The 13488-nt window shown below is 73.1% G+C and carries 14 protein-coding genes; 8 read left to right on the forward strand and 6 right to left on the reverse strand.

The features are described 5' to 3' along the window. Positions 1-101: 101 nt before the first annotated feature. The 5 genes from GA0070562_RS12945 to mug all read left to right on the forward strand — a co-directional run bounded on the left by GA0070562_RS12945 (position 102) and on the right by mug (position 3854). Positions 102-1019, forward strand: coding sequence for a TIGR04222 domain-containing membrane protein (locus GA0070562_RS12945; protein ID WP_091420363.1), 918 nt, complete (start codon positions 102-104; stop codon positions 1017-1019). Beyond that, on the forward strand, positions 1016-1834 hold the full coding sequence (locus tag GA0070562_RS12950) for an MbnB/TglH/ChrH family RiPP precursor modification enzyme (RefSeq protein ID WP_091421911.1): 819 nt from the start codon (positions 1016-1018) through the stop codon (positions 1832-1834). Before GA0070562_RS12945 ends, GA0070562_RS12950 begins: the two co-directional genes overlap by 4 nt. Further along, complete coding sequence (locus tag GA0070562_RS12955; RefSeq protein ID WP_091420366.1) at positions 1831-2277, forward strand: SCO6045 C-terminal-like domain-containing protein; 447 nt, start codon at positions 1831-1833, stop codon at positions 2275-2277. The genes GA0070562_RS12950 and GA0070562_RS12955 overlap by 4 nt, the downstream gene beginning before the upstream one ends. A gap of 31 nt (positions 2278-2308) precedes the next feature. After that, entirely contained in the window at positions 2309-3070 is a 762-nt protein-coding gene (locus GA0070562_RS12960) for an SDR family oxidoreductase (RefSeq protein WP_091420369.1), read from the forward strand. 163 nt (positions 3071-3233) lie between these two features. Then, the gene (mug, locus tag GA0070562_RS12965) at positions 3234-3854 is read left to right on the forward strand and encodes a G/U mismatch-specific DNA glycosylase (protein ID WP_091420372.1); all 621 of its coding nucleotides are present in this window, start codon (positions 3234-3236) and stop codon (positions 3852-3854) included. 123 nt (positions 3855-3977) lie between these two features. Here the strand turns inward: mug and GA0070562_RS12970 are convergent, their stop codons facing one another. From GA0070562_RS12970 to GA0070562_RS12980, 3 genes are all read right to left on the reverse strand, one after another. Beyond that, positions 3978-5960: an ABC transporter ATP-binding protein gene (locus tag GA0070562_RS12970; RefSeq protein WP_091420374.1), complete on the reverse strand. Its 1983-nt coding sequence runs from the start codon at positions 5958-5960 to the stop codon at positions 3978-3980. A 132-nt stretch (positions 5961-6092) separates the two neighbouring features. Further along, a complete protein-coding gene (locus GA0070562_RS12975) occupies positions 6093-6860 on the reverse strand; it encodes an enoyl-CoA hydratase/isomerase family protein (RefSeq protein WP_091420376.1) in 768 nt (255 codons plus the stop codon). Between the two features lie 43 nt (positions 6861-6903). Then, positions 6904-7131 carry a helix-turn-helix domain-containing protein gene (locus tag GA0070562_RS12980; protein WP_007072022.1) on the reverse strand — a complete coding sequence of 76 codons (228 nt, stop codon included), beginning with the start codon at positions 7129-7131 and terminating at the stop codon, positions 6904-6906. Between the two features lie 181 nt (positions 7132-7312). Here GA0070562_RS12980 and GA0070562_RS12985 point away from each other — a divergent pair, with 181 nt between their 5' ends. After that, entirely contained in the window at positions 7313-7915 is a 603-nt protein-coding gene (locus GA0070562_RS12985) for a cadmium resistance transporter (RefSeq protein WP_091420379.1), read from the forward strand. A 135-nt stretch (positions 7916-8050) separates the two neighbouring features. On the opposite strand, the gene GA0070562_RS12990 is transcribed toward GA0070562_RS12985, so the two are convergent. Continuing rightward, positions 8051-9658: an ABC-F family ATP-binding cassette domain-containing protein gene (locus tag GA0070562_RS12990; RefSeq protein ID WP_091420381.1), complete on the reverse strand. Its 1608-nt coding sequence runs from the start codon at positions 9656-9658 to the stop codon at positions 8051-8053. Between the two features lie 247 nt (positions 9659-9905). On the opposite strand from GA0070562_RS12990, the gene ypfJ reads away from it, so the two are divergent. After that, complete coding sequence (gene ypfJ / locus GA0070562_RS12995; protein WP_091421915.1) at positions 9906-10820, forward strand: KPN_02809 family neutral zinc metallopeptidase; 915 nt, start codon at positions 9906-9908, stop codon at positions 10818-10820. 70 nt (positions 10821-10890) lie between these two features. On the opposite strand, the gene GA0070562_RS13000 is transcribed toward ypfJ, so the two are convergent. Beyond that, entirely contained in the window at positions 10891-12108 is a 1218-nt protein-coding gene (locus GA0070562_RS13000; RefSeq protein WP_091420384.1) for an RCC1 domain-containing protein, read from the reverse strand. 165 nt (positions 12109-12273) lie between these two features. Continuing rightward, positions 12274-12912, reverse strand: coding sequence for an acVLRF1 family peptidyl-tRNA hydrolase (locus tag GA0070562_RS13005; RefSeq protein WP_091420387.1), 639 nt, complete (start codon positions 12910-12912; stop codon positions 12274-12276). Between the two features lie 174 nt (positions 12913-13086). On the opposite strand from GA0070562_RS13005, the gene GA0070562_RS29935 reads away from it, so the two are divergent. Continuing rightward, a complete protein-coding gene (locus GA0070562_RS29935; RefSeq protein WP_139135453.1) occupies positions 13087-13482 on the forward strand; it encodes a hypothetical protein in 396 nt (131 codons plus the stop codon). The last annotated feature ends 6 nt before the right edge of the window (positions 13483-13488 follow it).

A 13488-nucleotide genomic window follows, 5' to 3' on the forward strand; every position in this document is an offset into this window, starting at 1 on the left:
GCCGCCGGTCTCGGTCCGGTAACTACACCGCTCCAGGAGATCGACTCTGGCGCGCCTGCTCCACAATGAGCCGCGACCCCTCCTCGCGACAGGAGCAGACGATGACCCCCTCCGACACCTGGGGCATCCCCGGCCCCGTCTTCCTGCGCTGGTACCTCCTGCTCGCCGTCGTCCTGGTCATCGGTGCGATCGTGTACCGGCGGCGCATGCTGGCGGGCACACCCGTGACCGCGTACGGCGACCTGGGTCCGCAGCAGGTCGCGTACCTCAACGGCGGTGACCAGCTCGCCGTCTGGGCGGCGCTCGGCGGGTTGCGGCACACGGGCGCGGTCGGGGTACGGCCGGACCGGCGGCTCACCACGGGCGGTCCGCTGCCGGCCGGGGCCACCCCGCTCGACCAGGCGGTGCACCACGCGGCCAGCCGCGGTCTGCGTACCCGGGACCTGGCCGCCGACGAGTGGGTCCGGCGGGCGCTCGACGAGCTGCGCGACGGCCTGGTACGGCGGGGCCTGGCCCTGGACCAGGAGCGGCGCCGGACGCTGCGGCGCGGCGCGCTGCTGGTCGGAGCCCTGCTGGTCATCGGCATCGTGCGCGCGGTCTCCGGGCTGCTCAACGACCGGCCCACCGGCTGGCTGCTGCTCAGCCTGTTCCCGCTCGGCCTCGCGTTCGTGCTGCTCAACCGCGTGCCCTGGCGTACCCGGGCGGCCACCGCCGCGCTCGACGACATGCGCCGCCGGCACACGTGGCTGCGGCCGGCGGCCGGGCCCGCGTACACGACGTACGGCCCGACGGAGGTGGCGCTGGGCGTGGCGCTGTTCGGCACCGCCACGCTCTGGACCATGGATCCGGGCTTCGCGGAGCAGGCCGAGATCCAGCGGCAGGCGATGGGCAACACGGGCGGCGCCAGCTCCGGCACCTCCTGCGGCGGCGGAGCGACCGCCGGCGGCGGCAGCTCCTGCGGCGGCGGCAGTTCGTGCGGCGGAGGCGGTGGCTGCGGCGGAGGCGGGTGCGGCGGATGAGCGGCCCGTCCGGCGTCGGCATCGGCTGGCGCCCCGAGATCGCCGGGTTCGTCGCCGGGCTGCCAGGGCTGCGCTTCGTCGAGGTGGTCGCGGAGGCGGTCGCCCCGGCCGGGCCGCTCCCGGACGGGCTCGCCGAGCTGCGCGAACGCGGCGTCGACGTCGTACCCCACGGGGTGCGGCTGTCCCTCGGCGGCGCGGAGCCGGTCGACCCGGCCCGGGTCGCGCACCTGGCCGGGGTGGTCGCGGCCCTGGACGCGCCGCTGGTGAGCGAGCACATCGCGTTCGTGCGGGCCGGCGGTCTGGAGGCCGGTCACCTGCTGCCGCTGCCGCGCAGCCGCGAGGCGGTCGCAACGGTGGTGGCGAACGTACGGCGGACGCAGGCGGAGCTGCCGGTGCCGCTGGCCCTGGAACCGATCGCGGCACTGTTCGACTGGCCCGACGACGAGCTGGACGAGGCGGACTTCCTCGCCGAGATCCTCGACGCCACCGACGCGCTGCTACTGCTCGACGTGGCGAACGTGCACGCCAACGCCCGCAACCGGGGCGGCGACCCGGCCGCGCTGCTGGACCGGCTGCCGCTGGAGCGCATCGCCTACGTGCACGTCGCGGGCGGCGCCGAACACGGCGGCTTCTACCACGACACGCACACCGACCCCGTGCCCGCCGCCGTGCTGGACCTGGTCCGCGAGCTGTGCGCCCGGCGCCGGCCGCCCGCGCTGCTGCTGGAACGCGACGGGCACTACCCGCCCGCCGCCGAGCTGCGCGGCGAACTCGACGCGCTGGCCGCCGCGTCCGGCCACCCGGTGGTCACGTGAGCGGCGACCTGGCGGCCCGGCAGGCCGAGCTGGTCGCCGCGCTCGTCGCCGGTGGACCGCTGCCGCCCGGCTTCACCCCGGGCCCGGTCGAGGCGGCCCGCCGGGCGCTGCTGCGCAAACGGGCCGGTGACGTGGCCCGGCACTGGCCGCTGCTCGCCGCCGGGCTCGGCTCCGCCTGGCCGGCCACGTTCACCACGTGGGCCGACGGCCGTCCCACGAACGGTTCGCTGCGCGACGGCTGGGACCTGGCCCGCGACCTGCGCGACCGGGACGCGCTGCCGCCGCTGGGCGCGGAGGAGCTGGCCGCGCGCGAGGCCGCGAGCCGTTACGACGGCCGCCGCCCGCCCCGGCCACGCCGGCTGCCGGCCCTCGCCCGGGCCGGCGGCGCCGTCGCGGTTCAGGTCGCCGGCCGGGTACGCCTGCTGCGACCCGCCCCGCGCTGACAGGCACCCGCCGGTACGGCAGGATCGGTGTATGGATCTCGGACTCGCCGACCGGGTGTACGTGCTCACCGGCGCCTCCGGCGGCCTCGGCTTCGCCACCGCCGAACAACTCGTCGCCGACGGCGCCCGGGTGGTCGTCTCCGCGCGTACCCCGGAACGGGTGGCCGCCGCCGTCGAGGCGCTCGGTGACCCGCTGCGGGCGATCGGGCTGACCGCCGACCTCACCGACCCCGCCACGCCGGAGCGGCTCGTCGCCGCCGCCCGGGAACACTTCGGCCGCCTCGACGGCGCGCTGATCTCGGTCGGCGGCCCCCCGCCCGGCACCGCCGCCACAGTCACCGACGAGCAGTGGCGCGAGTCGTTCGAGACGGTCTTCCTGGGCAGTGTCCGGCTCGCCCGCACGGTGGCCGGGGCGCTCACCGACGGCGGCGCGATCGGGCTGGTGCTGTCCACCTCGGTACGCGGACCGCTGCCCGGCCTCGGCATCTCCAACGGGCTGCGGCCGGGCCTGGCCGGCGTCGCCAAGGACATGGCCGACGAGTTCGGCCCGCGCGGCGTACGCGTGGTCAGTCTGCTGCCGGGACGGATCATGACCGACCGCAACCGGGAGCTGCTGGCCGGCTCCGGCGACCCCGAGCGGGCCCGCGCGCAGGCCGAGGCGGCGATTCCGCTCGGGCGCATCGGCGACCCGGCGGAGTTCGGCAAGGTGGCCACGTTCCTGCTCTCCCCCGCCGCCGGGTACGTCACCGGGATCACCGTCCCGGTCGACGGCGGCGCGCTGCGCGGGCTGTGACGGTGGGTGCGGTGGACGGCTCTCCCGCGGCGACGGTTCCGGTGAGCCGGGTGCGGGTGGCCACGCCCGCGCCGGGCCGGTCACACGAGACGCCGGGCCGGTCACACGAGACGCCGGGCCGGTCACACGAGACGCCGGGCCGGTCACGCGAGACGGCGGGTCGGTGAGCGATCGACGGCGACCGGCCGGTGGGCGGCCCGAGGCCGCGCCCGGACCGGGCACGCCCGCCCGCCGTCACCCCCGGCCCAGCCGGGAGCAGCTCGCCGCGGCCGCCGACCGGCTGCTGCCCGACGTGATCACGCCCGGCCTGGACGTGCTGTTCGTCGGCATCAACCCGGGCCTGTGGTCGGCGGCCACCGGCTGGCACTTCGCCCGCCCGGGCAACCGGTTCTGGCCCGCCCTGCACCGGGGCGGCTTCACGCCGCGCCTGCTGCACCCCAGCGAACAGGACACGCTTCCGGCGCTGGGCCTCGGCATCACCAACATGGTGGCCCGGGCCAGTGCCCGCGCCGACGAGCTCACCGCCGGCGAACTCGTCGACGGAGCGGCCACGCTCACCGCGAAGGTCGAGCGCTACCGGCCGCGCTGGGTGGCGGTGGTCGGGGTGACCGCGTACCGGATCGGGTTCGCCCGGCCGAAGGCCGGTTTCGGGCCGCAGCCGGAGACGCTCGCGACGGCCCGGCTCTGGGTGCTGCCCAACCCGAGCGGCCTGAACGCCCACTTCACCCCGGAGACGCTCGGCGCCGCGTTCGCCGAGCTGCGCGCCGCGGTCGTCGCGGGTTAGGGCTTCTGTCCTCGCGGGTCAGAGCTTCGGTCGTCGCGGCTTGGAGCTTCGGTCGTCGCGGCTTGGGGCTTCGGTCGTCCGGTGCCACCGGTCCGGCGCCGGGGGTGTGGCCACGCCGCTGGGCTAGTTGGCCGTTGCCGGGGGCATGGCCTCGTGGGCGACGTAGGTGCCCATCGGCACTGTGGTCACCACCGGCTCGGGCTGCTCGGCCTCGGCGTGGGGCGCGGCCGAGTCGGTGACCGCGAACTGGGTGCGGTACAGCTCGGCGTACAGGCCGCCGACGGCCACCAGCTCGTCGTGCCGGCCCCGCTCCACGATCCGGCCCTCGTCGAGCACGAGGATCTGGTCGGCGTCGCGCACTGTGGAGAGCCGGTGCGCGATGACCAGCGCGGTACGCCCGGTCAACGCCACCGACAACGCCCGCTGCACCGCCGCCTCGCTCTCCGAGTCCAGGTGCGCGGTGGCCTCGTCGAGGATCACGATCGACGGGGCCTTGAGCAGCAGCCGGGCGATGGCGATGCGCTGCTTCTCGCCGCCGGAGAAGCGGTAGCCCCGCTCGCCGACTGTCGTGTCGAGCCCGTCGGGCAGCGCCCGAACCAGGTCGGCGACCTGCGCGCCGGCCAGCGCCGCCCAGATCTCGTCGTCGGTGGCGTCCGGCTTCGCGTAGCGCAGGTTCTCCCGGATGGTCTCGTGGAACAGGTGCGAGTCCTGGGTGACGACGCCGATCTCGTCGCGGAGGGAGGCGAGCGTCGCGTCCCGTACGTCGACGCCACCGACCAGCACCTGGCCGTCGCTGACGTCGTAGATCCGGGAGATCAGCATGGACAGCGTCGACTTGCCCGCGCCGGAGGGGCCGACCAGGGCCACCATCTGCCCCGGCTCGACGGCGAACGAGACGCCCCTGAGCACCGGCTCGTTGACCGTCCGGTCGAGGGTCGAGACCTCCTCCAGGGAGGCGAGCGACACCTCGGCGGCGCTCGGGTAACGGAAGCGCACGTCGCGGAACTCGACCCGGCCGTTGCCGCGCGGCACCGGCATCGCGTCGGGCTTCTCGGTGATGGACGGGCGCAGGTCGAGCACCTCGAAGACGCGGTCGAACGAGACGAGCGCGCTCATCACGTCGACCCGGACGTTGGACAGCGCGGTCAGCGGACCGTAGAGACGGGTCAGCAGCAGCGCCAGCTTGACGACGGTGCCGGCGCTGACCGCCCCGGTGACCGCCAGCCAGCCGCCGACGCCGTACGTCAGCGCCTGGGCCAGCGACGCGACGAGCAGCATCGCGACGAAGAACGTCCGCGAGTACATCGCGGACTGGATGCCGATGTCGCGTACGCGCTCGGCCCGGCGGGCGAACCGGTCGGCCTCCACCTCCGGCGCGCCGAACAACTTGACCAGGAGCGCGCCCGCCACACCGAACCGCTCGGTCATGGTCGCGTTCATCTTGGCGTCGAGGTTGTACGACTCGCGAGTGATCTCGGCCAGCCGCCGGCCGACCCGGCGCGCCGGGATGATGAAGATCGGCAGCAGCACCAGCGCCAGCACGGTGATCTGCCAGGACAGCACGAGCATCGCCGCGGCGGTGAGCACGAGCTGGATGACGTTGCTGACCACGCCCGACAGCGTCGAGGTGAACGCTCGCTGGGCGCCGAGCACGTCGTTGTTGAGCCGGCTGACCAGGGCGCCGGTCTGGGTGCGGGTGAAGAACTGCAACGGCATCCGCTGGACGTGGTCGTACACCCGGGTGCGCAGGTCGAGGATGATGCCCTCGCCGATGCGGGCCGAATACCACCGCTGGACCAGGGAGAACAGCGCGTCGGCCACGGCGAGCGCGGCGATGATCAGGGCGAGCCGGACCACTGTCGAGCGGGCGTCGGCGCCGCCCTCGGCGATCGCGTCGATGACGTCGCCGGCGAGCAGCGGCGTGGCCACGCCGATCACCGCGGCGACGATGACGGTGATCAGGAAGACGACGATGTCGCGCCGGTAGGGCCGGGCGAACGCGACGATCCGCCGGGCGGTGCCGCGCTTGAGCTCGTGGGCGGAGACCTCGTCGCGGTTACGCAGCGACCGGAGCATGCTCCAGCCGCCCATGCCGCCGCCGGCCATGGGGTGGGACACTCGTCACCTCCGGGTCGTCAGGGCAGCATGAACCGTCGGAGTCCATTCTCCCGACGCCTGTGACAACCTCGCGAGTAACCCAGATCTTCCCGGGCGGTCCTTACGAAATCGCCGTCCCGGCTATTCGCCCCGCCCGGCCAGGTCCCGGATCCGCCGGGTCTGCGCCTCCCGCTCGGCGCGCTGCTGCTCGGCGTGCGAGCGGCCGGCCGCGCCCGCGAGCAGCGCCTTGATCTCGATGATCGCGTCCCGGTTGTTCGCGAGCAGCCCGGCGGAGAGGTCACGCACGGCACCGTCCAGCTCGTCGTTGGGCACCACGAGCGTGGCCAGACCGATCCGGTCCGCCTCGGTGGCGTCCATCCGACGGCCGGTGGCGCAGATCTCCAGCGCCCGGGAGTAGCCGACCAGCTCGACCAGGCGGCGCGTGCCGGCCAGGTCGGGAACCAGACCGAGGGTCACCTCGGCCATCGAGAGCTTGGCGTCGGCGGCGAGCACCCGCATGTCGCAGGCCAGCGCGAGCTGGAAGCCGGCGCCGATGGCGTGGCCCTGCACGGCGGCGATCGACACCACGTCCGGCCGGTGCAGCCAGGTGAATCCGCCCTGGTACTCGGCGATCCGGTCGGCGCACTCCGCCTCCGGCATCGCGGCCAGCTCGGCGAAGGAGCCCGGCCCGGTCGCACCGGCGACCGCCAGGTCCAGGCCCGCGGAGAAGGCTCGCCCCTCTCCGCGTACGACGACGACGCGGACGTCGCCGGGCAGGTCGCGGGAGAAGTCGCTCATCGCGCGCCACATCGCCGGGGTCTGCGCGTTGAGCACGTCGGGCCGGCACAACGTCACCGTCGCAACCGGCCCGTCGCAGTCGAAGCGCACTCCGGTCGTCTCGGCGGTCACCGGACGCCCCGGAACGCGCTGGTGGACGACGCTGGGGGGCGGGTCACGCCTTCTTCCGGCGCCGGGCGCCGCCGCGCTGCCGCAGCTGCACCCCGGACTCGGTGAGCACACGGTGGATGAACCCGTAGGAACGGCCCGTCGAGGCCGCCAGAGCACGGATGCTCTCACCCCCGGTGTACCGCTTTACCAGGTCTTTGGCGAGCGTCTGGCGCTCGGCCCCGACGATCCGGCGACCCTTCTCAGTGCTGGTGGCTGTGCCGGTGGCTGCCATGCTGATTCCTCACGTCCCAGACTGTGCGGTTCGGATACGGTCCCACCTATTAGACCGCCTCGGACGATCATGCGCCAGATATCAACTATTCGCCAACCGACACGCTACGCAATGTCAGCTTCCCGATAGAGTGATCCTTTCGACCGGCTGATCCGTACCGCCCGGCCCGTACCCTGCCGGGGTGACCGAACCGATCACCGCCGCGGCCGCCGCGGCCGGCGTGTTCGCCGCCACCAACCTCGACGACGTCGTCGTGCTCACCGTGCTGTTCGTGGCGTCCCGGCACAGCGGCCGGCCCCGGCCCTGGCAGATCGTCGCCGGTCAGTACGCGGGCATCGGCGCGCTCGTCGCGGTCGCGGTGGTGGCCGCCGCCGGGCTGCTCGTGGTGCCGGACCCGTGGCCCGGGCTGCTGGGGCTGCTGCCGATCGCGCTCGGCGTACGCGCGCTGCTGACCCGGCGCGACGACGACGAGCCGGCGGCGGTGGTCGGCAGCCTGCTCGGCGTCGCCGGGGTGACGATCGCGAACGGCGCGGACAACATCGCCGTCTACGTGCCGGTGTTCCGCGCCCTCGACCCGATCACCGGCCTGATCTGGCTGCTGGTGTTCGCCGTGCTGGTGGCGGTCTGGTGCGCGGTCGCCGCCGCGCTCGGCGGTCACCCCCGGGTGGTGGCGCTGGTCGGCCGCGCCGGCCACTGGCTGGTCCCGGCGATCTTCATCGCCATCGGCGCGACCATCCTGCTCACCTCCGGCGCCCTCCCCCACCTGGCCGCCCTCTTGACCTGACCGCCCCACCCCGCCCGGCTCACCCCGCTGTCCTCACCCGGTCGATCATGAAGTTGGCGGCGGTGTGGATCTCCAAAAGTGCCGCCAACTTCATGATCGACGGGGACAAGGGGGGTGGGAGCGCGGGGACGGGGGTCAGGCCAGCTCTACCAGCTCCAGGAGGTCGTCGGACCAGGCGTCCTCGTCGCCGTCGGGCAGCAGGATGGCGCGGTCCGGCTTGAGCGCGGAGACCGCGCCCGGGTCGTGCGTGACCAGCACGATCGCGCCCGGGTAGCGGGCGATCGCGTCCAGCACCTGCTCGCGGCTGACCGGGTCGAGGTTGTTCGTCGGCTCGTCCAGCAGCAGCACGTTGGCGCCGGAACACACCAGCGTGGCCAGCGCCAGCCGGGTCTTCTCGCCACCGGAGAGCACACCGGCCGGCTTGTCCACGTCCTCGCCGGAGAACAGGAACGCGCCGAGGATCTTGCGCAGGTCGGTGTCGGTCTGGTCGGACGCGGCGCTGCGCATGTGCTCCAGGATCGTCCGGTCCACGTCGAGCGTCTCGTGCTCCTGGGCGTAGTAGCCCAGCCGCAGCCCGTGCCCGGGGTGCACCTCGCCGGTGTCCGGCTCCAGCAGCCCGCCGAGCATCCGCAGCAGCGTGGTCTTGCCGGCGCCGTTGAGGCCGAGGATGGCCACCCGGGAACCCCGGTCCACCGCCACGCTGACGTCGGTGAAGATCTCCAGCGACCCGTACGACTTGGACAGGCCGGTCGCGGTCAGCGGCGTCTTGCCGCACGGCGCGGGGTTCGGGAACCGTACCTTCGCGACCCTGTCCGCGACGCGGACCTCGTCGAGACCGGAGAGCAGGCGCTCGGCGCGCCGGGCCATGTTCTGGGCGGCGACGGTCTTGGTGGCCTTGGCCCGCATCTTGTCCGCCTGCGCCATCAGCGCGCCGGCCTTCTTCTCGGCGTTGGCCCGCTCCCGGCGGCGGCGCCGCTCGTCGGTCTCCCGCGCCTCCAGGTACGCCTTCCAGCCCAGGTTGTACGTGTCGACCACGGACCGGGTGGCGTCCAGGAACCAGACCTTGTTGACCACGGCCTCCAGCAGCGAGGCGTCGTGGGAGATCACGATCAGGCCGCCCTTGTGGTTGGCGAGGAAGCCGCGCAGCCAGGTGATCGAGTCGGCGTCGAGGTGGTTCGTGGGCTCGTCGAGCAGCAGGATGCCGCCGCCGTTCTCGCCGGCGTCGCGGAACAGGATCCGGGCCAGCTCGATGCGGCGGCGCTGACCGCCGGAGAGCGTGCCGATGGTCTGCGCCAGGGCGCGGTCGGGCAGGCCGAGGTTGGCGCAGATCCGGGCCGCCTCGGCCTCGGCCGCGTAGCCGCCGAGCGAGGCGAACTGGTCCTCCAGCGCGCCGTAGCGGCGGACCAGCCGCTCGTCGTCGGCGCCCTCGGCGAGCTTGTCCTCCAGCTCCTTCATCTGCGCCATGAGCACGTCCAGGCCGCGGGCGGAGAGCACCCGGTCCCGGCCGGTGACGTCCAGGTCACCGGTGCGCGGGTCCTGCGGCAGGTAGCCGATGGCGCTGCGCCGGTCGATCTGGCCGCCGTACGGCTGGCCCTCCCCGGCGAGCACCTTGAGTGTGGTGGTCTTGCCGGCGCCGTTACGGCCGACCAGGCCGATCCGGTCCCCCGGCTGCACCCGCAGGGTGGTGTCGGACAGCAGGATCCGGGAACCGGCACGCAGTTCCAGGCCGGTGGCAGTGATCATTTCGGAGTACTCGCTCTCGGGTCCGGAAAGGCTGATTCAGGGCACGCGAAAGCGCCGGCGGGTGGTGATTTCCCGTCGGCGCGGGGCCGTTCAGCCTTCGCAGCGCAGCACGGGAACAAGTGTACCGGGCTCCGCCGACCCCTTCCGCCGGATTACCGTGCAAGATCATCGGGTACGAAACCCGCCGTCCGGACCCGGTCCGGTACCGCAACCACCACATACGGACACATCGGTGATCGGGGTCAACATGGAGCTGAACGAGAACGCGCGGGTCGACACCAGCCAGGTGGACGACCGGCGAGGGTCCGGCGGAGGCGGCGGGATGGGTATTCCGATCCCGATCGGCGGCGGCCGCGGCGGGATCGTGGGCATCATCATCGCCGTGCTCGTCGCCCTGGTGGGCGGCGGGTTCGGCCTCAACGCCGCCACCAACGGCGGCGGTTCCGAGCAGGGCGACAACACGTCGCTGGAGCAGAAGTGCTCGGCGGAGGACGGGCTGAAGCAGCTCGACTGCCGCAACGCGCTCTACGTCAACTCGATCCAGGCGTACTGGCGTACCGCCATGCCGGAGGCGTTCGGCGAGCAGTACCGGCCGTCGAAGACGGTGTTCTTCAGCCAGAACGTGAGCACGGCCTGCGGCGCGGCCGACTCGGGCGTGGGCCCGTTCTACTGCCCGGCCGACGACCTGGTCTACATCGACCTCAGCTTCTACAAGCTGCTCGCCGACCAGCTCGGCGCCGAGGGCGAGTTCGCCCAGCCGTACGTGCTGGCCCACGAGTACGGCCACCACGTGCAGGACCTGCTCGGCACCGAGGCGCAGATGCGCCGTCAGCAGCAGCGCGACCCGCAGAGCGCCAACGCGCTCTCGGTCAAGCTGGAGCTCCAGGCCGACTGCTACGCCGGGGCCTGGGCGAAGAACGCCACCGGCACGGCCGACGACAAGGGCCAGAAGATCTTCAAGAGCATCACCGAGCAGGACATCTCGCAGGCCATCGACACCGCCGAGAAGATCGGCGACGACGCGATCCAGCAGCGGTCCGGCCGGCCGGTGAACCCGGACGAGTTCACCCACGGCAGCTCGGAGCAGCGCAAGCAGTGGTTCACCAAGGGCTTCACCACCGGCGACCCGAAGTCCTGCGACACCTTCGGTTCGGGGGCCTGAGCCGCTCCGCGCATCGGCCCGCACCGCTGACCTCGTCAGCGGTGCGGGCCGATGTCGTTCGTCCGGCCGGTCAGGCCGGCAGGGTCACCTGCCCCGGGGTGGACCGGTTGACTGTCGTCCCGTCGCCCAGCTGACCACCGCTGTTGTCACCCCAGCACCACAGGCCGCCGTCGGTACGGATCCCGCAGCCGTGGTCGGTGACCGCGAGGCCGCCGGTCCAGGTGGTGGCCGTGCCGGCCTGGGCGGGCGCGGACCGGTGGGTGGTGCTGCCGTCGCCCACCTGCCCGGCCGAGTTCTTCCCCCAGCACCACAGGCTGCCGTCGGTACGCGACGCGCAGGACGTGTCGCTGCTCGCGGCGATCCGGCTCCAGGTGGTGACGGTGCCGATCTGCACCGGCGCGGTCCGGTAGGTGCCGCTCACGCCGAGCTGCCCGTATCCGTTCTCGCCCCAGCACCACAGCGTGCCGGACCGGACCCCGCAGGTGTGCGCGTACCCGGCCGCGACGCCCGTCCACCCGGTCGCGGTACCGACCTGCGCGGGTGCCGTCTGGGGAGCCAGGTTGCCCAGTCCGAGCTGGCCGTCCGAGCTGGACCCCCAGCACCAGAGCGTGCCGCCGGTCCGGATACCGCAGGTGTGCCCGTAGCCGGTCGAGACGCTCACCCAGTCGGTGGCCGTGCCGACCTGCAGCGGGGTGTTCGCGACGTACGGCGAGACGCCGACGCCCAGCTGGGTGGTCCGGTTGAATCCCCAGCACCAGAGCGTGCCGTCGGTGCGTATCGCGCAGGTGTGCTGAGGGCCGGCGTCGACCCGGGCCCAGGTGGTCGCGGTGCCGACCTGCACCGGGGTGCTGCGGCTGGCGGTGGTCCCGTCGCCGAGCTGACCCCGGAAGTTCGAGCCCCAGCACCACAGCGTCCCGTCCGTGCGGACCGCGCAGGTGTGCCCGGAGCCGGCGTCGACGTTCGTCCAGGTGGCGGTGCCGACCTGCGCCGGGGCGCTGCGGTTCGTGGTGGTCCTGTCGCCGAGCTGACCGCCGTAGTTCGAGCCCCAGCACCACAGTCCCCCGTCGGTGCTGATCGCGCACGTGTGCGCGCCGCCCGCAGTGACGCTGGCGAGGGTGGGCGCGGCGAGCGCGGCGCGCTCGACCGGGCCGGTGGCCGCGTTCGCCGTGCCGGCCGTCAGTGTCGCGGTGAGCACGAGGGTTCCGGCGCTCATCGCCGCCGCTACGACGAGGAGTCTCGTCGCACGGCGCCACCGGGCCCGCAGGCGGCCGTCCTGATATCCGCTCATGAAGTTGTTCTCTCCCAACGATGTCGGCGCGTGATGGCGGAGGCGAAGCTGGCCCTGCGGGTCGCCCGGAGACCCGCCGCTTCGTGACACCGACCTTATGCATCGAGTCGATTCGATGCATCATCGAGGAGCGGGATTGAGCCGTCTTGAGGTGATCTTTCCTGTTCAGCGGACCAGGATGTGGACCGCCCGGGCGGCGGCGACGGCGGCCACCAGCACCGCGTGCCGGGGCTCCGGCACGTCGAGCAGGCGCGGCGCGCGCAGCTCCGCGAGCGGGGCCAGCCGCCGGTCGGCCAGCACCGTGTCCACCGCGCGCCGGTCGCCGCCGCACACCAGCGCCGCCAGCGTGCCCGCCTCCGGCAACAGCAGGCGCACGGCCAGCTCGGCCGCGTCGCCCAGCGCGGCCTTCGCCTGGTTGTCGCGCCGCCGGGCGAACCGCTGCTGGGACCAGCCGCCCGCCGCGGTACGCCCCTGCACGTACCGGGTGTCCACCTTGGAGACCACCAGATCGGTACCGTCGGCGATGCCGACCGCGACCGCGCCCTTGCGGGCCAGGAGCAGACCGAACCGGCGGGCCGCGCCGGCGGCGGCGACGAATCCGGGTACGTCGGCCGACGCGCTCGCGCCGGGCGGAGTGTGCAGCTCGGCGGTGGCGCCGTCCGGGGCGGTGAGCAGCAGTCCGTACTCGTGGACGGTGGTGGTCGGCGGGCCGTGCCGGCCGGTGAAGCCCTCGACCCAGCGGGTCACGCGGCCGGGGTCGACCTCGACCCACCGGCCGCCCCCGGCGGCGGGTCGGCTGCTCATGCCACCGACCCTACCCAAGCGGCCCGGGTTGCCCGGCGAACCACCCGCCCTGAATTCCGCGGCGAACCTGAGTGCGGATTAGCGATCTGGGCCGAAAAACGCAAGTACTTGACCAGTCAAATTTTGACTGATAACGTCGCTTGTCAATCGACAATTGTTTCGGAGGGTGCCCCCGTGCTGCTGAAATCCATCACACTCGCCGCAAGCCTGGCTGGCCTGCTCGCCACTGCCACCCCCGCCTCGGCAGCGGCGCCGGAAAGCTCCGACGAGGCATGGCCACCCGGAAACTGTCAGCCGGGAACGTTCTGCGTCTGGCCCAACTGGGCCTTCCCGGCGCCCGCACCCGTCGAGACTCCATCCCTGGTGACCAGCAGTGAATGGTCCGGCAGCGTCCCGGCCCTGACCTACTACAACTACACGTCCCGAAACGTCGACATGGAGTATGTCTATACCTGGCCGGACGGATCGACGAGCACCCGCACCACCTGCGTACCGAAGGGCGGAAACATCTTCTATCTGCCGATGGCCGTCACAAAACTGAATTGGCACGAAGGTTCCTGCCCGGCCTGAATCGAA

This window comes from Micromonospora tulbaghiae (genome assembly GCF_900091605.1).
GTDB classification, from domain to species: domain Bacteria; phylum Actinomycetota; class Actinomycetes; order Mycobacteriales; family Micromonosporaceae; genus Micromonospora; species Micromonospora tulbaghiae.